Annotated in this window: 21 protein-coding genes; 12 read left to right on the forward strand and 9 right to left on the reverse strand. The window is 47.8% G+C overall.

Translation table 11 applies throughout. The features are described 5' to 3' along the window. Window positions 1–471 precede the first annotated feature (471 nt). Entirely contained in the window at window positions 472–2,883 is a 2,412-nt protein-coding gene (locus QMG91_RS16930; protein WP_281827792.1) for a bifunctional aspartate kinase/homoserine dehydrogenase II, read from the reverse strand. Continuing rightward, the gene (locus tag QMG91_RS16935) at window positions 2,883–4,049 is read right to left on the reverse strand and encodes an O-succinylhomoserine (thiol)-lyase (RefSeq protein ID WP_004405360.1); all 1,167 of its coding nucleotides are present in this window, start codon (window positions 4,047–4,049) and stop codon (window positions 2,883–2,885) included. Before QMG91_RS16935 ends, QMG91_RS16930 begins: the two co-directional genes overlap by 1 nt. Before the next feature lie 297 nt (window positions 4,050–4,346). On the opposite strand from QMG91_RS16935, the gene metJ reads away from it, so the two are divergent. Then, a complete protein-coding gene (metJ, locus tag QMG91_RS16940; RefSeq protein WP_004405361.1) occupies window positions 4,347–4,667 on the forward strand; it encodes a met regulon transcriptional regulator MetJ in 321 nt (106 codons plus the stop codon). A gap of 103 nt (window positions 4,668–4,770) precedes the next feature. On the opposite strand, the gene QMG91_RS16945 is transcribed toward metJ, so the two are convergent. Together QMG91_RS16945 and rpmE are read right to left on the reverse strand one after the other, a co-directional pair. Then, window positions 4,771–6,030 carry a malic enzyme-like NAD(P)-binding protein gene (locus QMG91_RS16945; protein WP_045963009.1) on the reverse strand — a complete coding sequence of 420 codons (1,260 nt, stop codon included), beginning with the start codon at window positions 6,028–6,030 and terminating at the stop codon, window positions 4,771–4,773. Window positions 6,031–6,299: 269 nt separating this feature from the next. Next, window positions 6,300–6,518: a 50S ribosomal protein L31 gene (gene rpmE, locus QMG91_RS16950; protein WP_004405363.1), complete on the reverse strand. Its 219-nt coding sequence runs from the start codon at window positions 6,516–6,518 to the stop codon at window positions 6,300–6,302. A gap of 303 nt (window positions 6,519–6,821) precedes the next feature. Here rpmE and priA point away from each other — a divergent pair, with 303 nt between their 5' ends. From priA to rraA, 7 genes are all read left to right on the forward strand, one after another. Continuing rightward, a complete protein-coding gene (priA, locus tag QMG91_RS16955) occupies window positions 6,822–9,023 on the forward strand; it encodes a primosomal protein N' (protein WP_281827797.1) in 2,202 nt (733 codons plus the stop codon). 252 nt (window positions 9,024–9,275) lie between these two features. Next, window positions 9,276–10,280, forward strand: a complete 1,005-nt coding sequence (cytR, locus tag QMG91_RS16960) for a DNA-binding transcriptional regulator CytR (RefSeq protein WP_004405365.1) — start codon at window positions 9,276–9,278, stop codon at window positions 10,278–10,280. A 126-nt stretch (window positions 10,281–10,406) separates the two neighbouring features. Beyond that, window positions 10,407–10,943 carry an SPOR domain-containing protein gene (locus QMG91_RS16965; protein WP_022551984.1) on the forward strand — a complete coding sequence of 179 codons (537 nt, stop codon included), beginning with the start codon at window positions 10,407–10,409 and terminating at the stop codon, window positions 10,941–10,943. Window positions 10,944–11,062: 119 nt separating this feature from the next. Further along, window positions 11,063–11,602 carry an ATP-dependent protease subunit HslV gene (hslV, locus tag QMG91_RS16970; RefSeq protein ID WP_022591191.1) on the forward strand — a complete coding sequence of 180 codons (540 nt, stop codon included), beginning with the start codon at window positions 11,063–11,065 and terminating at the stop codon, window positions 11,600–11,602. 10 nt (window positions 11,603–11,612) lie between these two features. Continuing rightward, a complete protein-coding gene (gene hslU / locus QMG91_RS16975; RefSeq protein ID WP_022591190.1) occupies window positions 11,613–12,944 on the forward strand; it encodes an HslU--HslV peptidase ATPase subunit in 1,332 nt (443 codons plus the stop codon). A 126-nt stretch (window positions 12,945–13,070) separates the two neighbouring features. After that, window positions 13,071–13,988: a 1,4-dihydroxy-2-naphthoate polyprenyltransferase gene (locus QMG91_RS16980; protein WP_281827802.1), complete on the forward strand. Its 918-nt coding sequence runs from the start codon at window positions 13,071–13,073 to the stop codon at window positions 13,986–13,988. A gap of 78 nt (window positions 13,989–14,066) precedes the next feature. Then, window positions 14,067–14,597 (forward strand): ribonuclease E activity regulator RraA, encoded by a 531-nt coding sequence (rraA, locus tag QMG91_RS16985; protein WP_281827804.1) that lies wholly within the window; start codon window positions 14,067–14,069, stop codon window positions 14,595–14,597. A gap of 172 nt (window positions 14,598–14,769) precedes the next feature. On the opposite strand, the gene zapB is transcribed toward rraA, so the two are convergent. Then, a complete protein-coding gene (zapB, locus tag QMG91_RS16990) occupies window positions 14,770–15,012 on the reverse strand; it encodes a cell division protein ZapB (protein ID WP_004405374.1) in 243 nt (80 codons plus the stop codon). A gap of 304 nt (window positions 15,013–15,316) precedes the next feature. On the opposite strand from zapB, the gene glpX reads away from it, so the two are divergent. The 3 genes from glpX (at window position 15,317) to QMG91_RS17005 (ending at window position 17,679) form a co-directional block, all read left to right on the forward strand. Beyond that, window positions 15,317–16,324, forward strand: a complete 1,008-nt coding sequence (gene glpX / locus QMG91_RS16995; RefSeq protein ID WP_281827808.1) for a class II fructose-bisphosphatase — start codon at window positions 15,317–15,319, stop codon at window positions 16,322–16,324. A 228-nt stretch (window positions 16,325–16,552) separates the two neighbouring features. Next, a complete protein-coding gene (locus QMG91_RS17000; protein WP_004405376.1) occupies window positions 16,553–17,170 on the forward strand; it encodes a helix-turn-helix transcriptional regulator in 618 nt (205 codons plus the stop codon). 179 nt (window positions 17,171–17,349) lie between these two features. Then, a complete protein-coding gene (locus QMG91_RS17005) occupies window positions 17,350–17,679 on the forward strand; it encodes a DUF3135 domain-containing protein (RefSeq protein ID WP_004405378.1) in 330 nt (109 codons plus the stop codon). A gap of 56 nt (window positions 17,680–17,735) precedes the next feature. Here the strand turns inward: QMG91_RS17005 and QMG91_RS17010 are convergent, their stop codons facing one another. Then, window positions 17,736–18,164, reverse strand: a complete 429-nt coding sequence (locus QMG91_RS17010) for a DUF805 domain-containing protein (protein ID WP_004405379.1) — start codon at window positions 18,162–18,164, stop codon at window positions 17,736–17,738. Window positions 18,165–18,177: 13 nt separating this feature from the next. Next, complete coding sequence (locus QMG91_RS17015) at window positions 18,178–18,525, reverse strand: 5-carboxymethyl-2-hydroxymuconate Delta-isomerase (protein WP_022551991.1); 348 nt, start codon at window positions 18,523–18,525, stop codon at window positions 18,178–18,180. Between the two features lie 247 nt (window positions 18,526–18,772). Between QMG91_RS17015 and tpiA the strand changes: the two genes are divergently transcribed. Further along, entirely contained in the window at window positions 18,773–19,543 is a 771-nt protein-coding gene (gene tpiA, locus QMG91_RS17020) for a triose-phosphate isomerase (RefSeq protein WP_004405381.1), read from the forward strand. A gap of 67 nt (window positions 19,544–19,610) precedes the next feature. Here the strand turns inward: tpiA and QMG91_RS17025 are convergent, their stop codons facing one another. Next, complete coding sequence (locus QMG91_RS17025) at window positions 19,611–20,375, reverse strand: IclR family transcriptional regulator (RefSeq protein ID WP_004405382.1); 765 nt, start codon at window positions 20,373–20,375, stop codon at window positions 19,611–19,613. 45 nt (window positions 20,376–20,420) lie between these two features. Then, entirely contained in the window at window positions 20,421–21,710 is a 1,290-nt protein-coding gene (locus QMG91_RS17030) for a TRAP transporter large permease (RefSeq protein ID WP_022551992.1), read from the reverse strand. Between the last annotated feature and the right edge of the window lie 4 nt (window positions 21,711–21,714).

Genomic DNA, 21,714 nt, shown 5'->3' on the forward strand with positions numbered 1-21,714 from the left:
CCCTGTGGCACCACCACAAAAAACTCTTTTTTAATCCGTAACGACGTTTAGACGTCTATATGTCCAAAGAATGTCTTTTATCCGATTTAATGTCAACTGGATCACTATGAATTTTCTTCATGATGCTACTGAACATTTTTCAACATGAAAAATTACGGCATTTTTAAGAGATTGGGAATATATACCCAAGTGACCTCAAGTTGCAGGATTCAGAGCTTCATATACTGTTTCAGTTCAAGGAAAAGAATGCAGCGGAATGACGAGTCCTTTCCAAATTCTTTGACGCCGAAATGGGACAGTATATGAGCTCCCAAGGGCGAGTTTAACTGGCTTTCATACTGCGTTACCGATTCTAGATTTAGAACCACTAGATCTTCAAATCGGTTTCTTGTCTGAAAACCAGTTAATTCTCACTGAACCTAACATCTTGAGGTCACTTGGGTATGAAAAAGGGCGTTACACGCCCTTTTCTTAAAGAAGACCAGATAGCCTGTTGAGGTCTGATTGAATCGCCCCAGCGGTCACCGCTTTACCTGCACCAGGCCCGCGAATCACCAGCGGGTTATCTTTGTACCATTTACTCTCGATAGCAAAGATGTTGTCACAAGGAAGCAGGTTCGCTAAAGCATGCTCTCGTGGAAGCGCCTCAACACCGACAGAGGCTTTGCCGTCTTTTTCTAGCCTTGCTACATAGCGAAGCACTTTGTCTTCTCTCTGAGCCTTTTCAAGGCGCTCTGCAAGGAGCTCGCTTAAGATTTGTCCGTTGTCTAGGAAGTCATCCAGAGGCAAATCTCTCAAAGACTCTGGTACCAAGGACTCAACTTTTACGTTTTCTGGTTCAAGCTCTAAACCCGATTCACGCGCCAGAATCACCAGCTTACGCATCACGTCGGAGCCATCTAGGTCGCAACGAGGGTCAGGTTCAGTTAAACCTTGCTGCCAGGCCAGGTCCACCAAGTCGCTGAATGGTACCTGTCCATCAAACTGCTGGAACAACCAGGATAAGGTGCCTGAGAAAATACCGGACAACGCCAATATGTCATCGCCACTTTCACGCAAATCGCGAACGGTATGGTTAACTGGTAAGCCTGCCCCTACCGTCGCGTTGTAGAACCAGTGGCGACCCGTTTTTGAAAACGCGTCCTGTACCTGATGGTAAACCTCACCCGGTGCGGAGCCAGCCACTTTGTTTGCAGAAATCAAATGAAAACCGTGTTCTGCAATACTTACGTATTGATCGGATAGTGCTTCACTTGCAGTTACATCCAAAACAATGACTTCATCGTACTTCTGTTGGTGGGCAAGTTTGTCCAGCCATTCTGTGCCGTCATTGCTGATCGCTTCATCGTCAAACCGACCGAATACTTCATTGGCATCAATGCCACTAAAGTCGAGCCAGTAGGTCTGGCTGTCTACTACCGCTACCAGATCAAAGGTTTTGCCGTAGCGCTTTTCCAGTTCGTCTTTCTGTTCTGAAAACAATTCAAGCCAGCTGGAACCGATGTTGCCTTTACCACACAATGCGATAGCCACACGTTTCTGCGCTTGAAATAGCTGGCTGTGAATACCGGTAATCAATCGTGAAGTGTCAGTCTTGCGAAGAATCGCCACCAGACTCAGTCCAGATTCTGCTTCGCTGATAAACTCCACCGGACCGTTTTTCAGTTGCTGGTAGAATCCATAGCAGTGGTTCGGGTTATTGGTCACGCCCGCCCCCACAGCAGCAACCAGAGAATAGCCTTCTTTTAGTTTAATCTCGGCGCCAATGGACACATCCTGAAGGTGGGATAGCGCATCCCCCGCCACTTCGCTGGTGTAAGCCAGAAGTAAACAGCCCTGATCTTCTTGTGCTTCAAAAGCCAGTGGGCTTAATTGAGCGCGAGTTAGAGTGGTGAGTACTTCTTTCGAATGATGATCAAAATCATGACCATGCCCGAAGTCCACTTTCACTAACAACACTTCATCCAGAGAAGTAATGATTTTTGCGCCGCGACCAGACGCCAGAACGCGCTCGATACGGGTCGAACCCGATTCAGGTTGGTAACTACAACGCAAATGCAGTTCCATCGCACTTTGAGCGACAGGCTGAAGTGTACGGCTATGGAGTACAGGAGCAGCCAGACGAGCCAGTTCACTGGCTTCATCAAGACGAAGCAGTGGCAATAGACAAGCATCAGATACCTTGCGCGGATCTGAGCTGTATACCCCGGCAACATCACTCCAGATAGTCACGCGAGTAGCTTCAGCCAAAGCACCGATTACCGTTGCAGAGTAGTCCGAACCATTACGACCAAGCAAAACGGTTTCACCATCGTCGTTTTTTGCCATAAAGCCCGTAATCACCACTCGGCACTGACGGTGCTGCGCCAGCGACTCTTTGATAAGTGGGTAAGAGCGCGCGCGATCCACTTCGGGCTGCGCACCGTGCTCTGCTCGAAGAAAGTCACGCGAATCCTGAGAGACGGCCTCAAGGTTGTTGTGGTTCAGCAGTTCAGCCAGCAGTCTTGCCGACCAAAGCTCACCGTGTCCCATTGCGGAAGATTTTTGCGCGCTTGAAAGCGGGAACGAAAGCTCACCCAATCCGGAGAATTCGGTATTCAGAGCATCCAATAACCCAGCTGCACGCTCTTCAGGCAATAGGCTTTCAATCAGATTAGTCTGGTATTGTCTTAGTTCTTGCAACATCTCATGAGCGACACGACCGTCTTTTTCTAACGCCCCTAACCAGGCAATCAGTTGGTTGGTGGTGCTTCCTGCCGCCGACACCACCACAAGGTCGTTCGGCTGAGAATATTCTTTAAGGATGTTGACTACGCGCTGGTAGCACTCTGCATCAGCCAGGCTGCTACCACCGAATTTGTGTAATTGGCGTTCAACCGTCATTACGCCACCTCCCTGGCTTTGACAAACGCTTGTTCTAGGTCAGCGATCAGGTCATTCACGTCTTCAAGACCGACAGAAAGACGCAACAATGTTGGTGCAATGCCAGCTTCAGCCTGTGCTTCATCGCTCATGGCACGGTGCGTCATAGAGCCTGGATGACAAATAAGACTTTCTACGCCACCCAGCGATTCTGCTAACGAGAACAGAGTCAGCGAGCTGGCAAAGACCTTCATCTGCTCCACGCTTCCGTTAAGTTCAAAACTCAGCATAGAACCAAATCCAGACTGCTGCTTTTTGGCAATATCATGACCTGGGTGCTCTGGCAAACTTGGGTGATAAATGGTGCCCACCAGCTCGTGCTCTTTCAGGTAAGCCAGAATCGTGTTTGAGCTTTCTTCATGCACGCGCATACGAGCACCCAACGTGCGTAATCCACGCAATGTCATGTAGCTGTCGAAAGGCGTACCAGTTGCACCAATACAGTTACCCCACCACGCCAGTTCTTCTGCATGTTTTTCGTCTTTGCAAATCAGTACACCGCCAATCACATCCGAATGACCATTAATGTACTTGGTGGTCGAGTGGATAACAAAGTCAGCACCAAGCGTTAAAGGCTTTTGGTACACAGGTGTCAGAAAGGTGTTGTCGACCGCAACAAGTGCACCAACCGCTTTGGCTTGCTGGCATATTTTTTCAATATCCACCACGCGAACCAATGGATTTGAAGGGGTTTCCAGCAATACCAGTTTTGGTTTCTTGCTGATTGCAGCTGCCAGCGCCTCATCGTCTGACTGATCGACAAACTCAACTTTGAAATCTCCTTTCAAAGCGCGAGTGTTGAATAAGCGATGGGTTCCGCCATAGCAGTCGTGTGGCGCAACGATAAGATCATCAGGACCCAGAAATGCCGTTACCCACAGATTAATTGCTGCCGTACCTGTGTTGGTAATGATGGCATTTGCGCCTTCTTCGAGTTCAGAAAGCGCTTGCTCCAGCAACCCGCGGTTTGGGTTTCCGGAGCGGGTGTAATCGTATTTTGGTACTTCACCAAAAGACGGAAAACCATAGTTTGTCGACAGATAAATCGGTGGGACAACCGCGTGATACTGGGTATCCGCTTCAATACCAGTTCTTACGGCAATAGTGGCTGGCTTTCGTTGGCTCATATAGTTGGTCTTCCTTTCCAGTGGTGCGTTTTACTTGAGCATCTGTTATACCAATTACAAACGCTGGATAACATGCAAGTGACGTGTTTTAACTGAGAGTGTCACGATTAATGTGCAACACTTTAGCGTCATCATTTTGGGACGTCAACACTTCTAGACGTCCATATGTCTTTGCTTATGGCGGTAAAAGTCGCTAAAATCCCACTTTATGAAAGGCTAAGTCGCTAAAACACATGAAAACAGCTTGCTGGGCGAACTAGTCATCCATTTTAGATAAATTATAACTGAAGGTGCGCAATGGCAGATTGGAATGGCGAGTACATCAGCCCCTATGCTGAACATGGCAAAAAAAGCGAACAAGTCAAAAAAATTACCGTATCAATCCCGCTAAAAGTACTAAAAGTACTGACTGACGAGAGAACCCGCCGCCAAATCAACAATTTGCGTCACGCGACTAATAGCGAACTGCTTTGTGAAGCCTTCCTTCACGCCTACACAGGTCAGCCTCTTCCAACGGACGAAGACTTGCGTAAGGATCGCCCGGATGACATTCCAACCGAAGCGAAAGCCATTATGACGGCAATGGGCATCGAATTCGAAGCTTACGATGACGAATAAAAAGAAGGGACAGCAAATGCTGTCCCTTCTTTATTGAATCGCACGACTTGGCAATTTATCCAAGTCGTTTTTTATTCCACCTAGTTTTTATTCTAATTGGCTTTTATTCCAAATAGCTTTCAGGCATGTCGATTCTCGCAACCCCAGAATCAATCGCTGCCTGAGCAACCGCTTTTGCCACTCGAGGCAACAAACGTGGATCCATAGGTTTAGGAATAATATAGCCAGCGCCAAATTCCAGGTTCTCTACTCCCGCTGCTTTCTTCACTTCTTCCGGCACGTCTTCTTTTGCCAGTTGGCGAATCGCGTCAACCGCCGCCAGTTTCATTTCATCATTAATCTCGCTGGCACGAACGTCCAATGCACCGCGGAAAATGAATGGGAAACAAATAACATTGTTGACCTGGTTCGGGTAATCACTGCGACCGGTTCCCATGATCAAATCGTCACGAACTTCGTGCGCCAGCTCGGGTTTGATTTCCGGATCAGGGTTAGAACACGCAAACACTACTGGTTTGTCTGCCATTAGCTTTAACGCTTCTGCTGGCAGTAAATCAGGGCCAGACACACCCAGGAACAAATCGGCACCGTCAATGACATCCTCAAGCGTGCGTTTGTCGGTGTTATTGGCAAACAGTTGCTTGTACTCGTTCAAATCGTCGCGACGGGTGTGAATCACCCCTTTGCGGTCCAGCATGTAGATTTTCTCACGCTGCGCGCCACATTTAATCAAAAGCTCCATGCAGGCAACGGCTGCCGCACCAGCGCCCAAACAGACGATAGTGGCGTCTTCCAGCTTTTTACCTTGTAGTTCGATGGCGTTCAGCATACCAGCAGCAGTAACGATAGCCGTACCATGCTGGTCATCGTGGAAAACAGGCACGTCACAACGCTCAATCAAGCGTTGCTCAATCTCGAAACAGTCTGGGGCTTTGATGTCTTCCAGGTTAATGCCACCGAAGGTGTCGGCAATGTTGGCAACCGTATCGACAAACTCGTCGATGGTGCGATGCTTTACTTCAATATCAATCGAATCCAGACCAGCAAAGCGTTTAAACAGAAGGGATTTCCCTTCCATCACGGGTTTTGACGCCAGAGGACCCAAGTTACCCAAACCAAGGATGGCGGTTCCGTTGGAAATAACGGCAACCATATTTCCTTTAGCGGTGTACTTGTAAACGTTATCGGCGTTTTGCGCGATTTCACGGACTGGCTCTGCCACACCAGGACTGTACGCAAGAGCGAGGTCTTCGACGGTATTGGCAGGTTTTGTCAGTTCGACAGAAATCTTTCCGGCTGTAGGTTGAGCGTGATAGTCCAGAGCTTGTTGGCGAAAATCTTGTAGGGTGTTGTCTTCAGACATGTGGGGACGTTCCAATTATTGTTTTTTGTTGGGGTAAAGTGCATTTGTTGCATGGTGAGCTGATACCGACCGCAAAAAAGGCTCAAGCTCTGTTGTTATACTAAAGTATGACTTGCATTCTTCATAGATTAGCTAAGTTAAAGAAAGGCAATTTTGGAAGAGCTAAGACCACTTAACCGAGAGCTAAATCAAAAAATATTTATTTCATCAACGAAAAAAGGACGCCGAGGGCGTCCTTTTCAAATTTGGTCAGTATTACGAGTACGTAATTACTTCTTGCTGCTTAGAGCACCGAAACGCTTGTTGAAGCGATCTACACGGCCGCCAGTATCAACGATACGCTGCTTACCTGTGTAGAATGGGTGACATTTGTCACATACGTCCAGGTGGATTGACTCTTTTTCTAGAGTTGTCTGGAACTCAAACGTGTTGCCACAAGAACAAGTTGCTGCAACAGATTTGTATTCTGGGTGAATACCTACTTTCATGGGATAACCTCAAATTGGGCCGTGTCGCTATCCGATTCTATGCCGGACACCACACGTAGTTTAGATAATTCGATGCAGAATGACCACATCATCAAGGCGCAGTATAGTAATGAAACATGAGGGTAGGATCAACCTATTTGGCAGTTTTTTCGCCAACTATTTTCACAAACAGTGTGGTTTTATTTCGCCTTACCCTAGAGGGTAAGACATTCGAATTTCAGTAACACAACACCGTTAGGTTACCTGACCTTACTAACTCAGTTATAATCAGATCATTCCTATCAGGTTCATTATAAAAGATTTATGCGCCCTTCTATTGCCAGAGTCGCCTTGCCCGTCCCATTAGACAAGCAATTTGACTACCTTATCGCTTCCCACCAGTTCCCGGTTATTGGTGGGCGCGTTAGCGTACCTTTTGGCAGGCAGACTCTGGTAGGCGTTGTGACCGAGCTTGTTTCTCAGTCGGAGTTTCCTCTACACCAGCTCAAAACCATTAAAGAAGTGCTTGATGACAAGCCTGTGTGGTCAGACTCGTTATATTCTCTTCTTCATTGGTGCAGCCAGTTTTACCTTTATCCGCTTGGTGACACGCTAGCTAACGCCATGCCTGCAATGTTGCGAAAAGGGCGTGCCGCCGACTTTACTGCGTTGAAAGAATGGTTCATCACTCCGGCAGGTAAAGACCGCTTGATGACTGGTTTTGGGCGTGCGGTTCAGCAAGCAAAGGTAATGGGATTACTGGAAAATGGACCGGTTTCCCATCAGGCGATGCTGGATAATGAAGTCTCCAGCTCCGTTTTGAATACCTTAGAGGACAAAGGCTGGATAGAGCAGCGAGAACGCCAGCCCAAAGCCATTAACTGGTCAAACGAAGTAGAAAGTGACGACGACAAGCCCAAGTTGAATGAAGAACAGTCCGTCGCGATTGCTGCGGTAAACAGCCATCAAAGTTATGGCTGCTTCTTACTTGAAGGGGTGACAGGTTCAGGCAAAACCGAGGTTTACCTCAATATGATCAAGCCTGTTTTGGAAAAAGGCAGGCAGGCATTGGTACTGGTTCCTGAAATCGGGTTAACACCACAAACCATCAATCGCTTCAAACGGCGCTTTCAGGTTCCGGTTGAAGTGATCCACTCTGGGCTGAACGATACCGAGCGCCTTAACGCCTGGTTGGCTGCGCGGGATAAGCACGCAGGCATCGTAATTGGCACTCGCAGTGCGCTCCTGACGCCGTTTGCTGACCTGGGCATCATCATCGTCGATGAAGAACACGATGCCTCCTACAAGCAACAGGACAGCCTTCGTTATCACGCGCGGGATGTGGCAGTGATGCGCGCAGCCAAAGAAAAGATTCCTGTGGTTTTGGGTAGCGCAACACCCGCACTCGAAACGCTGCACAATGCCCTGACGGGCAAATATCATCACTTAACGCTTTCAAACCGAGCGGGGTCTGCCGTACCCACCACCAATAAAGTATTGGATGTAAAAGGGCTGTATCTCGAAAGCGGGCTGTCTGCTCCGCTGATAGCGGAAATGCGTAAACACCTCAATGCGGGCAATCAGGTGATGTTGTTTCTTAACCGACGCGGTTACTCCCCTGCTCTGATGTGTCATGAATGTGGGTGGATAGCGGATTGCCATCGCTGCGATGCTTATTACACCTTTCACCAACACAGCCGTGAAATGCGTTGTCACCACTGTGGGGCACAACATCCTGTCATACACCAATGCCAGGGCTGCGGCTCAACACAACTGGTTTCCGTGGGAGTGGGCACAGAGCAGTTGGAAGAACAGTTAGCCACTTTATTCCCCGATTTTAAAGCCATTCGAATAGACCGAGACAGCACTCGTCGAAAAGGCAGCCTGGAAACCGCGCTTAAGGCGATTCGTAATAACGAGTACCAGATTCTGATTGGCACACAAATGCTGGCGAAAGGGCATCACTTCCCGGACGTCACGTTAGTAGGGCTTATCGATGTGGACAGCTCACTCTATAGCTCAGATTTTCGAGCATCAGAAAGACTGGCTCAATTGTTCATTCAAGTGGCAGGGAGAGCAGGGAGAGCCAGTAAAGCCGGTGAAGTTATCCTTCAGACTCATCACCCAGAGCACCAACTTCTACAGGCGCTCATTCATAAAGGCTATCGTCATTTCGCCAGCACAGCTTTAGAAGAAAGGAAGCTCGCGCTGCTGCCGCCTTACGCTTTCTTGACCTTATTTCGCGCCGAAGCGAATCAGGAAGGAGCTGGAGAATTATTCCTGCGTCAGGTCAGGCAAACTATTGAATCACATCCGCTTTTCAATGATGAATGTATGGTGTTGGGACCAATGCCTGCACCTCTGGCACGCCGTGCGGGAAAATCACGATGGCAATTAATGTTGCAAGCCCCATCACGTTCTTTAATGCAACAGTTACTGTACAGTTCAAAACCAGTCATCGACACATTGCCGATGGCGAAAAAAGTGCGCTGGACCACTGACATCGAACCGCAAGATCTCTCCTGATAAGTAAAATCTCTGTAAATTGATGTGATGTCAGTTCTGTTACTGGATCAGACTTTGTAGCTAGTTTGAGAAAACGAATATGATCCTATGTGATTGATGTCACGGTACTCATGCAAAATTTGTTAATCTGCCCGTAAATTAATCTTAATTTAGAGCATAAAATATCCAATAAAAAGTTGCTCACGTCAGCGCTAGGTTTAATTGTTATAGATGCTTAAATACAGCCATGAAAAATAAAGAGGACAACTTATTATGGCGACAATGAAGGATGTTGCCCAGCTAGCAGGAGTTTCAACTGCAACGGTATCGAGGGCTTTGATGAATCCTGAGAAGGTTTCGTCGACGACACGTAAACGTGTGGAAAGCGCCGTTTTGGAAGCTGGTTATTCGCCGAATTCACTGGCAAGAAACTTACGACGTAATGAATCCAAAACTATCGTTGCAATCGTCCCTGACATTTGCGACTCCTACTTTACAGAGATCATTCGCGGCATTGAGGATGTAGCCGTGGAAAACGGGTATCTCGTATTGTTAGGAGACAGCGGTCAGCAGAAGAAACGAGAGAGCTCACTGGTCAACCTGGTCTTTACCAAACAAGCAGACGGCATGTTGTTATTGGGGACACACCTGCCGTTTGATGTCAGCAAACCGGAACAGAAGAACTTGCCACCACTGGTCATGGCTTGTGAATTCGCACCGGAACTGGAATTGCCGACAGTGCACATTGATAACCTAACGTCTTCGTTCGAAGCGGTGAACTACCTCACCCAAATGGGTCATTCGAAGATTGCTCAGATTTCAGGGCCTGACGATGCAGCATTGTGTCAGTTCCGTAACCAAGGTTATCAGCAGGCTTTACGTCGCGCTGGCATCACCATGAATCCAACCTATAAGGAAATGGGCGATTTCACCTTTGAATCAGGGCAAAAGGCAATCGCAAAACTTCTGGCACTTCCGGAACCACCAACTGCCGTTTTCTGCCACAATGACGCCATGGCAATCGGCGCTATTAAGGGAGCAAAAGCGGCTGGATTGAAAGTACCTCAAGACCTGTCTGTTGTCGGGTTTGATGATATTCAGTTCGCGGAGTTCTGTGATCCACCATTGACGACGATTACCCAACCTCGCTACGAGATCGGTCGTCAGGCAATGTTGATGCTGCTTGAGATACTCAAAGGCAGAGATGTACATGCCGGATCACGTCTACTGGAAACAGAACTGAAAATCCGAGACAGCGCAGCGCCTCCAAGAAGCTAAGGCTTCATGGGTCTGTGACCCAAAAGATGGACACACCTGCAAGCTTTTCAATGGTAACACTGGTTTTCCAGAGTAATTCTGGATTACCATGTTACCCGTTTTTTATTGAACGCAAGCTGTTAAACCGTGGCAAATAAAGATTACGTAAGAAGAGGACGTGGGCAAAAAAAGCCTACCAGAAAACAAACATCCAATAAGAAGCCGTGGAAAGCAGGCATCGTCGCCATATTACTGGCTGGCGCATTTGGTTATGGGCTTTATACACTAAGCCAGGACCCGGAACCGCCTAAACCACAAGTGGCGGAAAAACCGAAAAAGCCCGTCAGCAAACCAAAACCACTGCCACCTCCACCAGAGGAAAAGTGGGAGTACGTTGAATCACTGCCCAAACGTGAAGTACAGGTCGAAGCCAAAGAACAAGTGGTTTCTGATATTCCTTACATCATGCAGTGTGGTGCATATAAAACTCTGGCGCAGGCAGAAGCTCGTAAAGTGGATATTGCTTTTCAGGGGATCAGTAGCAAGATTCGTAAGAAAGAAGGCAGTAGCTGGTATCGCGTCGTATTGGGGCCTTACACCTTCAAACGCGATGCGGAGCGCGATCGCCATAAACTACAACGGGCAAAAATCGAACCGTGCGCTATTTGGAAAGAATCGCAATAACCGATGTATAAAACACAAAACATCAAACATTCTCAGGGGAGCCAGCCGGCTCCCTTGTTTTTTTCTCTCCTGCCCTCATATTTCACATATATCGCGAGCGAAACAAAAGGTTAATAAAAGTGACTACTATCGTATCTGTACGCCGAAATAATAAAGTCGTCATTGCTGGAGACGGTCAGGTTTCTTTAGGAAATACCGTCATGAAAGGCAACGCAAAGAAAGTACGCCGCCTCTACAATAATAAAGTACTGGCAGGTTTTGCTGGCGGTACGGCTGATGCATTCACACTATTTGAGCGCTTCGAAAGCAAACTGCAAATGCATCAAGGGCATCTGACCAAAGCCGCAGTAGAACTGGCAAAAGACTGGCGCAGTGACCGCGCACTGAGAAAACTCGAAGCACTGCTTGCGGTTGCGGATGAAACCGCTTCGCTGATCATCACAGGTAATGGTGATGTGGTTCAGCCAGAAAACGACTTAATTGCCATTGGCTCTGGTGGTAACTTTGCTCAGGCAGCCGCTACTGCTTTACTGGAAAACACCGAGCTTGATGCCCGAGAAATTGCTGAAAAATCACTGAAAATTGCTGGTGATATCTGTGTATTCACCAATCATCACCACACGGTCGAAGAACTCGACACAGCAGCGCAAGAATCATAAGGAATTCAATATGTCTGAAATGACGCCAAGAGAAATTGTTCACGAATTGAATCGCCACATCATCGGACAAGACAAAGCAAAGCGCGCTGTGGCGATCGCTCTTCGTAACCGCTGGCGCCGCATGCAGCTTGAAGAAAGCTTACGCGTCGAAGTCTCCCCCAAGAACATTCTGATGATCGGTCCGACTGGTGTCGGTAAAACAGAAATCGCTCGTCGCCTTGCCAAGCTGGCCAATGCCCCATTCATGAAAGTGGAAGCCACTAAATTTACGGAAGTGGGTTACGTGGGTAAGGAAGTGGAAACTATCATTCGCGATCTGACGGATGTAGCCATCAAGATGACTCACCAGCAAGCGATGGAAAAAGTAAAATTCCGCGCTGAAGAGCAGGCAGAAGAACGCATTCTGGATGCCCTACTTCCGCCACCGCGTGAAGGCTGGGGTTCCGGAGACGCCACTGAAGAAAAGTCCAATACACGTCAGATCTTCCGCAAGAAACTTCGCGAAGGTCAGTTAGACGACAAAGAGATCGACATCGAAATTGCGGCTCCGCAAATGGGCGTAGAGATCATGGCGCCTCCTGGCATGGAAGAGATGACCAATCAGCTTCAGGGCATGTTCCAGAACCTTGCTGGCGACACCAAGAAAAGCCGCAAGATGAAGATAAAAGACGCGTTCAAAGCTCTGACAGAAGAAGAAGCAGCAAAGCTGGTCAATCAGGAAGAGTTGAAAGAACAAGCTATCTACAATGTTGAAAACAACGGCATTGTCTTCATCGATGAAATCGACAAGATTTGTAAACGTGGTGAGAGCTCAGGTCCGGACGTATCTCGTGAGGGGGTTCAACGTGACTTGCTTCCTCTTATCGAGGGCAGCACCGTTTCCACCAAGCACGGCATGGTTAAAACTGACCATATCTTGTTCATTGCATCTGGTGCATTCCAGGTAGCGAAACCATCAGACCTGATTCCAGAATTGCAGGGTCGTCTGCCAATTCGTGTGGAACTGGAAGCGCTAACCAGTGATGATTTCAAACGCATTCTGACAGAGCCTAAAGCTTCTCTGACCGAGCAGTATTCTGCTCTGATGGCGACAGAATCCGTTGACGTTTCATTCACTGAAGAAGGTGTTGATCAAATTGCCAATGCCGCGTGGCAAGTGAACGAAACCACTGAAAACATTGGTGCTCGTCGTCTTCACACTGTGATGGAGCGTCTGATGGAAGAGATTTCGTTTGAAGCAACCGACAAGAGCGGAACTGCTGTGAAAATTGACGCCGAATACGTGAAATCCAAGCTGGGTGAGTTTGTTGAAGACGAAGATCTCAGCCGCTTTATCCTGTAAGTCTGCATTGGATACATCCAAATATTTGATGTAAAACAAGCCCACCTCAGTTAGGTGGGCTTTTGGTATTCCCCTCTGCTGGCGCGTTGATATACTGAATACAAATCGGTCAACGACGTACGACGCATGAGACAATCACTAAGTGTATGGCTTGATGCCGCTCGCCCCAAAACACTGCCACTGGCGTTTGCTTCTATCGCAACAGGCAGCAGTGTTGCTTTATTCAATGGTCATTTTTCATTCCCAGTCATGGTACTGGCTCTTCTTACCGCAATACTGCTGCAAATCCTTTCCAACCTTGCGAACGACTATGGTGACGCAATAAAAGGGACGGATAATCAGGACCGTATTGGTCCGACTCGCGCCATTCAGTCTGGTGCGGTGACTCCACAGACCATGAAACAAGCCATCATCATCAATATTATTCTGACTGTCGCATCGGGTCTCGCGCTTATCTTCTATGCCCTGCAAACGCCTACCAGCATCATGGCATTCATCGGGCTTGGGCTTTTGGCTATCATCGCTGCCATTGCTTATACCGTGGGCAACAAACCTTATGGCTACATTGGCTTGGGGGATTTGTCGGTGTTTATCTTCTTTGGTCTGCTTGGCGTGGCGGGCACGTTCTTCCTCCATACAGGGTTTATTGATGCCGCCACATTTTTACCTTCAGTCGGATGCGGTTTGCTGGCGGTAGCCGTTCTGAACATCAACAACATGCGAGACATTGAGAATGATGCAGCCTGCGGGAAACGCACTATGGCCGTTCGTCTGGGAGCGGAGCGAGCCAAGCGCTACCACCTGCTTTTACTCACCGGTGGGATTGTTCCTTTTATCGCATTTTTAGCTCTGCACAATACCGCATTAGCCTGGGGTTTAGCCATGCTGCTGGCGGTGCTTCTCACTGTTAATCACGGTAAAGCGGTACTGGCAGCGACGACTCCAACTGAGCTTGCGCCTATGATGCCAGTTATCGTCAAATGTGCTCTGGTCACTAACCTGTTGTTCTCAATCGTGATCACGGGTCAAACTCTGATGACTTAATTGAGTCTTGTCATTGCATTGACTTACTAGGCATATATACTCGAATACAGAACTGTGTAACAGAAGACGACATTGCTTATGGAATACAACACCTCAGCACTATGCGATATCTATCAGGATCAGGTAGATGTAGTGGAGCCTATGTTCAGCAATTTTGGTGGTAGCGCCTCATTTGCAGGTCAGATTACAACCATCAAATGTTTTGAAGACAACGGGCTGATCCGTAACACGCTTGAACAAGATGGTGTTGGTCGAGTATTGCTGATCGATGGTGGTGGTTCATTACGCCGCGCGCTTATCGACGCTGAGCTTGCGTCTCTGGCAGAAGAAAACGAATGGGAAGGCATTGTTGTTTACGGATGCGTTCGCGAAGTTGATGAACTGGAAGACATGAATCTCGGTATTCAGGCCCTAGCCTCAATTCCCGTTGGTGCCGCGCAGCAAGAAATTGGCGAGCAAGATCTAGCCGTTAATTTTGGTGGAGTCACCTTCTTACCTGACGACTACCTTTACGCTGACAACACAGGCATCATCATCTCTCAGGAAGCTCTTGATTCCGACCTAGAAGGCGAAGAAGAAGACGAATTCACCGAAGAAGACGAAGAATAAGACTTCCGTTCACCCAATACCAAAAAAGCAGCCATCGGCTGCTTTTTTCGTTTAGACGGTAATTTTTCAGCAAAGTACGCTTGTGGATTTCTAGGAGGTGGCGCGGAATTTATAAGCATAAATGAGCACCACCGACAACGAAATACGCGAGCGTACGAAGCGGAAAAGTGATTTACTCTACTTCGTCCATCTTGCCGAGTAGATTCCGAATACGCTCCTGCCATGCATTATGCTCTTCACGCATTTTAAGGTTTTGGCTTTCCAGTTCCTCACGGCTGTTTTTCAGCTCGTTTGCTTCAGAGTTAAGTTGAGCGTTCTGCTCTTTCAACTCTTCTACTTCCATTTGTAGAAGTGCGATGGTATCAACTGCGGTTTGGATTTTTGCTTCTAGCTGCTCTAGGACTTCTAAAGACATGTTAGCCACCTGTTTATTTTGATTCAGTCTACGTGAATGAAAGTTCACAAATTATTCCACATTCTACTCAGCATCCCGCGTCGACACACGTTCAAAATTGGTGATCTTTGCTCGGTTGGTCAAAAAAAAGGCTATCTTTAACCAAAATTTGACGTTCGCTATCAATCTATTGGCGATCACTGGAAAAAATTGATGCTGAGCAATCCACAGGGCGTTTCACGGATGAAATAGCAAACGTTTCAATATGGCTGTGTTAGAATCGCCGCCAATTCTTTCCTGTTTTGGTTTCGTATCTGGAGTTCACATGAAACGCGATTTGGCGATGGCTTTTTCCCGAGTCACTGAGGGTGCTGCACTGGCTGGTTATAAATGGCTGGGACGTGGTGATAAAAACGCAGCGGATGGTGCTGCAGTTGAGGTCATGCGAGCACTACTGAATAAAACGGAAATCTCGGGTGAAATTGTCATCGGTGAAGGTGAAATCGATGATGCGCCTATGCTGTACATTGGTGAGAACGTCGGTATTGGTGGCGATGCGGTTGATATTGCTGTTGACCCGATTGAAGGCACTCGCATGACCGCTATGGGTCAGTCCAATGCATTAGCGGTATTGGCGGCAGGTGAAAAGGGCAGCTTTTTGAAAGCACCTGACATGTACATGGAAAAACTGGTTGTTGGCCCGGGTGCAAAAGGGGTGATCGACTTAGACAAACCTCTGGCTGAAAACTTAACCAACGTAGCTGAAGCTCTCGGCAAAACGCTGGACACTCTGACGGTGATCACTCTGGCGAAACCAAGGCACGATGATGTGATCGCAGAAATGCAAAAAATGGGTGTACGTGTATTTGCTGTGCCAGACGGTGACGTGGCAGCATCTATTCTAACGTGTATGCCAGACAGTGAAGTAGACGTTATGTATTGTGTGGGTGGCGCGCCTGAAGGTGTGGTTTCTGCTGCGGTTATTCGCGCACTAGACGGCGACATGCACGGTCGCTTATTGCCACGCCACGAAGTGAAAGACGATACGGAAGAAAATCGCGCTCACGGTGAGCAAGAGCTGGAACGTTGTAAAGAAATGGGCGTCACGGCTGGCATTGTTTTACGTATGGAAGACATGGCACGCAGCGATAACGTGGTATTTTCAGCAACAGGTATCACCAAGGGTGACTTGCTTGAAGGCATTACTCGTCAGGGCAATATTGCAACAACGGAGACGCTATTGATTCGTGGTCGTTGTCGTACCATTCGTCGTATCAAATCGATTCATTACCTTGAAAGAAAGGATGATGAAGTCCGCAACATCATTTTATAGCCCAGGCTCAAATCGAGTGTTATCAAAGCGCAGCCAGGCTGCGCTTTTTTAATCCTGAAAATGGTGATTTTTCCTGAAAAAATTAACTATCAAGGTCACGCGTTAATGCGTCTTTAAGTTCTGATACCAAAACTTCAGCACTATTGCGGATTTAATCAAGAGTTTGCTTTATTAACTTCATACCTCATAATAGTCCCAAGGGTGAATGCCCTAGCTATGAGGGGAAGAATGAAAACAACGGATCGTATCTTACATAAAATCAAGCGTGAAGGTGCCATCACCGCTAAGAAGCTATCGCAAGACTTTTCCATGACTACCATGGGCGCTCGCCAGCACCTACAGAGCCTGGAAGAAGATGGCTTATTGATTTTTGAGGATGTGAAAGCCAAGGTTGGACGCCCCACTCGCCACTGGTCGCTGACAGATAAAGGTCATGAACAGTTCTTTGACGGTCATAGCGATCTGATGATCAACATGATTGATGCTGTCGAAGCGGTGTTCGGTAAAGAGGGAATGAAAAAAGTCACCGCCGAACGTGAAGCCAGCACACTTCGTCAATACCGCTCAGCCATGGCACATTGTCAGACTCTCGAAGAAAAACTCAACATTCTTGCAGAGCTCCGCGAAAGTGAGGGCTATATGGTTGAGTTGCTAAAAAACGATCAAGGGTTTGAATTAATTGAAAATCACTGCCCAATTTGTCGTGCTGCGAAACGCTGCCCTAGCCTCTGCCTTTCCGAGATAAATGTCTTTCGTAAGCTTTTAGGAAAAGAATACTCCATCGAACGCACCGAACATATCATCCAGGGTAAACGTCGGTGTAGTTACCAAATTAGCGCGCAATAATTTCCCAACGGTATCATTTACTTATACAGCAAGCTCATCCTGTCGCTTTTGTTTATTGGCTCAATTGCATATATCAATTGTGAGACTGAACAATAATAGAGCAATTAAAGTGCATTTTTTGAGCTAATTTTATCGTATGCTCTGCTCATGTGCTGTAACAAAGAAGTAGGAGGGTGCAGATGGGACGCGCTCAATATGATCAAACTTTACCTCCATTTGAGGAGCTTGTCGCTCTGGCTCAGGATGACCCAGAAGCGTTTAACGAATTTCGTCAAAAGATGTGTGAAGAGATGATCACTTACGCTTCGGTTGAGATGCAGCCTCGATTAAGAGCTCAGCAAAGCCATATCGAGAGAGTGATCGACCGATGCAAGAATCCAACGCATGCCAATGTGGCACTAATGAATGAGCTGACAATTCAAATCGGCAAGTTTCAAGATGCGTTGCACGGTGATATCACCAAAGAATCCGCCGATATTGTTCCGTTCAATCTAGAACGCAAGCAATAAGGTATGAAAACAAAAACGGACCTGAATTCAGGTCCGTTTTTTCATTCGTAGACAAATCACCTTTCCGGGGGTGCGCCGTACTGGTTCTCTTTTTGGTCGCCGGGTAAAAATCCACATTCGACAAGAATCCATGCTCCTGCAACTAAAGCGAGTAAAGAGGCAACCGTCTCGATTGCGGTTGTCTGCATCTGAACGCCCGGAGCCGCAACAGGCGCAAGAACACGCCCCGCAATAACTGGGATGTGCAGCGCAAGCCAGTACACCGATTTGCCTCTGTCATGCCAGCGCTTTGCGGTGATCGCCAGATCGGGATAAAGCATACATGCCAAAAAGAAAATGGCGATAACGTTGCCCAGCTCTGGGAACAGCCCTCCTGCCCCGTAACTGAATCCAATCACTATTAAGTAGTAAAACGCGTTCCAGATCCAGAATACCTGACGTCCGACACGTCCTTGAAAAGAAAACAAATATTGCTTAATCGACATCTCTTACCTTTGCTCAATTGAGCACTTTTTGAAAACATTTGGTGTCCATATCCCGGACATTGATCGTCAAACTATGAACAGCGCTTGCCTGCTCCTGGAGAATATCCATCAGTTGACGAGACAGGTTGCGCTTTTGCTCTTCTGTTCGTCCGCTCAGAAGATCGAAGGTGATATGGATGAAATCCACCGTATCTTCCTGATCACCCACCAGCCAGTGGTGGCAACGGAAAGCTCGTGACTTAACAGAAGCGACGTCAAACAACCCACTCTCTATGGCTGCCTGATGCAGATCTTCCAACAGAAGCGGAACATTAACGCGCTCGTCCACTGAATTTGAATACTCCATCACTAAATTTGGCATTGCTACATCCCTGTTATTCTTTATTGTGACAGCGCTTAACATACAGGAAAATAAGCGCCTTGGTGCACCACAGACTGGATTTTGCCTGCCTGATCACTGCAAATTACTTTCTTAGTGACAACATGAGATCTGACCTTACAGCCAGATCGCGGAAAGACATGACACCAGTCATGATTTAGCGGTATTAATCTGTTATATTCTTTCGCAATCACGTTTATTTTTTACATTAATTAATGGAGATATTCCTATGCGTCGTCCTGTAGTGATGGGTAACTGGAAACTTAATGGCAGCAAAACTATGGTCACTGAGCTGCTAAACGGCCTTAATGCGGAACTTGAAGGCGTAACTGGCGTAGACGTTGCAGTTGCTCCACCAGCACTTTACATTGATCTGGCTGAGCGCTTGATCAAAGAAGGCGGCAACAAAATCATCCTAGGTGCGCAAAACACTGACGTGAACAACAGCGGTGCATTCACAGGTGATACTTCTCCAGAAATGCTGAAAGACTTCGGTGCGTCTCACATCATCATCGGTCACTCTGAGCGTCGTGAGTACCACGTTGAGTCTGACGAGTTCGTTGCTAAGAAATTCGCTTTCCTAAAAGAAAACGGTCTGAAGCCAGTTTTCTGTATCGGTGAGTCTGAAGCACAAAACGAAGCAGGCGAAACTGAAGCAGTTTGTGCTCGCCAAATCAACGCAGTAATCGACGCTTACGGCGTTGAAGCGCTAAACGATGCAATCATCGCATACGAGCCAATCTGGGCTATCGGTACTGGTAAAGCAGCAACAGCTGAAGATGCACAACGCATTCACGCTTCTATCCGTGCTCTAATCGCACAAAAAGATGCAGCAGTTGCAGAGCAAGTAATCATCCAATACGGTGGTTCTGTTAAGCCTGAGAACGCAGCTTCTTACTTCGCACAACCAGACATCGACGGTGCTCTAGTTGGCGGTGCGTCTCTAGACCCTAAAGGTTTTGCTGCTATCGCAAAAGCAGCAGCGGAAGCAAAAGCTTAATTTCGCTTTTCCTCCAGAATGACAAAGACCAGCCTCGGCTGGTCTTTTTTGTTGTGTGTGTTTACCTTCACTCAAACTGCACTTTTGCCAAAGCATTAGCGGCTTTATTGAGAAAGGGGAGGTAAAGCCTTAGCTCTTCCAAAGATTTGCGGATTTTAGGGGCATGTACAGACACGGTAAAACAGACACTGCCTTGTTTGTCCCTCACTGGTACAGCAATCGCCACCATACCTTCCATAAATTCTTCCCGGTCAAATGCAATACCTTCACGACGAATCTGATCCAGCTCTTCTTGCAGTTGATTAGAGTCCGTTAAGGTAAAAGGTGTGTAAGACTTTAATGGCGTCGCATGAACGAGCTTATCCCGCACTTTGGGCGTCATATGTGCCAACAGCATTTTCCCGCTGGCGGTACAGTGCAGTGGCAACTGCGACCCGACGGGCAGTTGTATTCGATAGGGCCAGTTGGCTTCCACGCGATCAAAATAAACCGTGTGGTCACCATCCAGCATGGTGCAGTTGCAGGTTTCATCTACCTCCTGAGACAGCACTTTTAAGATGGCGTGCCTTGGAGCACTGAGCGCATGATTCGACATGATGCCCAGCGAAAACTCTCTTGCTCTGAGACCGGGAATGTAACGCCGGCTGACGGGTTCTCTTTCCACCAGCCCTTCCTGTTCCAGTTGCTGAAGAATACGATTTAACGTGGGCTTGGGCAGCCCAAGCTCCTCAATTAAATCGGATGTTGATACGGGTTTGGGGGCCTGTACGACTTTCTCCAGAACCACAAACCCTCGCATGATAGTGGGATGTGTTGCTCGTTCCCCGTCCATCTGCCTTTCCTTCTTTTATGCACCACCACACTGGAGGTGATTGACTTAACCAGCTCCGCCGAATTGCAGCAGGAATGTTGAAAGCGGAGGCCAGAAAGCAATAATAAGCCAAGCCACCATCAATGCGAACAGATACGGTAAAACATGACGAACAATCGTGAAGTACGGTATCCCGGTCATCCCACTGGCCACATAGAGATTTAGCCCGTAAGGCGGCGTAATAAACCCGATGGCATCGCCCACTAAGAACACCACTGCAAAGTGAATAGGATCAACACCCACACTGTAAGCAATCGGTGCCAGAATAGGGGCTAAGATGATAGTGTTGGGCAAACTTTCCAGTACGGTTCCCGCCATTAATACCAAGAACATACACGCTAATAGCACGAATGTTGGATCGCCGATACTCGACATCCAGCCATTCACTACCTCCCCAGCCCCTAGTAAAGACAACAACTGTTGCATCACCACAGAAACCGCAATCAAAGGCGCAAGCATGCCTGTGATCTGACCGGAACGAAGCAATATTTCAGGTAACTTAGACAGCTTTATCTGACGTGTCACCAACACACCCGCTATCAGGCAAAAACCGACGGTTACGCCTGCCGCTTCTGTTGGTGAAAATGTACCGGAATAGATGCCGTAAATAACAATCGCAATTGCCAGTATCCCTAGATACGCCCTAAACCCTGCGCGCACAATGCGTTTCGGCTCAAAGCGAATCATGTCGCCCCAGTTATTGCGTCGGCTGACGAGATAGCAGGTGACCTGCATGGCAATCACCATCAAAATGCCTGGAAGCATGCCTCCGATGAACAGGTCACTGATCGACAAATCGAGCAAAAAACCGTACACGATAAAGATAATGCTGGGAGGAATGATGATTCCGACCGTCCCTCCGGCAGCCACTGTTGCCGCCGCGAATCGCTTGTCGTATTTGTTGTTTTCCATTTCAGGCTGCATGATCGAGCCGATGGTGGCCGTTGTTCCGGCATTCGAACCAGAAATAGCCGCAAACATCCCACAGGCTCCGATAGTTGCCATCCCCAGTCCGCCTCGCACCCAGCCCAATATGGAATAGGCAAAGTCCGACATTCGCTTCGCAATCCCCGCGGCATTGATCAGGTCGCCCGTCAGAATAAAAAGCGGGAGTGCCAGCAAACCAAAGAAGCTCAACCCTTCAAACAAGGTGACCCCCACGTTTGCCAGAGTAAAGTCAATCACCAGGCTGCACCCTACAACCCAGAAACCGATCACAAGAAAAATCGGCACTCCCAGCAAAAATAGCCCCGTGACACCAATCGATATCAGGGTAATTAACGTTCCATTATCCATTTGT

Source organism: Vibrio nigripulchritudo, from assembly GCF_027924785.1.
In the GTDB taxonomy this organism is placed as follows: Bacteria; Pseudomonadota; Gammaproteobacteria; order Enterobacterales; family Vibrionaceae; genus Vibrio; species Vibrio nigripulchritudo.

Excerpts from the sequence above, each read along its gene's own strand:
- QMG91_RS17015 (WP_022551991.1), bottom strand. The coding sequence starts at position 18,525 with ATGCCAAATTTAGTGATGGAGTATTCAAATTCAGTGGACGAGCGCGTT.
- priA (WP_281827797.1), top strand. The coding sequence starts at position 6,822 with ATGCGCCCTTCTATTGCCAGAGTCGCCTTGCCCGTCCCATTAGACAAG.
- cytR (WP_004405365.1), top strand. The coding sequence starts at position 9,276 with ATGGCGACAATGAAGGATGTTGCCCAGCTAGCAGGAGTTTCAACTGCA.
- QMG91_RS16980 (WP_281827802.1), top strand. The coding sequence starts at position 13,071 with ATGAGACAATCACTAAGTGTATGGCTTGATGCCGCTCGCCCCAAAACA.
- QMG91_RS17010 (WP_004405379.1), bottom strand. The coding sequence starts at position 18,164 with ATGTCGATTAAGCAATATTTGTTTTCTTTTCAAGGACGTGTCGGACGT.
- QMG91_RS17030 (WP_022551992.1), bottom strand. The coding sequence starts at position 21,710 with ATGGATAATGGAACGTTAATTACCCTGATATCGATTGGTGTCACGGGG.
- tpiA (WP_004405381.1), top strand. The coding sequence starts at position 18,773 with ATGCGTCGTCCTGTAGTGATGGGTAACTGGAAACTTAATGGCAGCAAA.
- QMG91_RS16935 (WP_004405360.1), bottom strand. The coding sequence starts at position 4,049 with ATGAGCCAACGAAAGCCAGCCACTATTGCCGTAAGAACTGGTATTGAA.
- zapB (WP_004405374.1), bottom strand. The coding sequence starts at position 15,012 with ATGTCTTTAGAAGTCCTAGAGCAGCTAGAAGCAAAAATCCAAACCGCA.
- QMG91_RS16945 (WP_045963009.1), bottom strand. The coding sequence starts at position 6,030 with ATGTCTGAAGACAACACCCTACAAGATTTTCGCCAACAAGCTCTGGAC.
- QMG91_RS17005 (WP_004405378.1), top strand. The coding sequence starts at position 17,350 with ATGGGACGCGCTCAATATGATCAAACTTTACCTCCATTTGAGGAGCTT.
- QMG91_RS16930 (WP_281827792.1), bottom strand. The coding sequence starts at position 2,883 with ATGACGGTTGAACGCCAATTACACAAATTCGGTGGTAGCAGCCTGGCT.
- rpmE (WP_004405363.1), bottom strand. The coding sequence starts at position 6,518 with ATGAAAGTAGGTATTCACCCAGAATACAAATCTGTTGCAGCAACTTGT.
- rraA (WP_281827804.1), top strand. The coding sequence starts at position 14,067 with ATGGAATACAACACCTCAGCACTATGCGATATCTATCAGGATCAGGTA.
- metJ (WP_004405361.1), top strand. The coding sequence starts at position 4,347 with ATGGCAGATTGGAATGGCGAGTACATCAGCCCCTATGCTGAACATGGC.
- QMG91_RS17025 (WP_004405382.1), bottom strand. The coding sequence starts at position 20,375 with ATGGACGGGGAACGAGCAACACATCCCACTATCATGCGAGGGTTTGTG.
- glpX (WP_281827808.1), top strand. The coding sequence starts at position 15,317 with ATGAAACGCGATTTGGCGATGGCTTTTTCCCGAGTCACTGAGGGTGCT.
- QMG91_RS17000 (WP_004405376.1), top strand. The coding sequence starts at position 16,553 with ATGAAAACAACGGATCGTATCTTACATAAAATCAAGCGTGAAGGTGCC.
- hslU (WP_022591190.1), top strand. The coding sequence starts at position 11,613 with ATGTCTGAAATGACGCCAAGAGAAATTGTTCACGAATTGAATCGCCAC.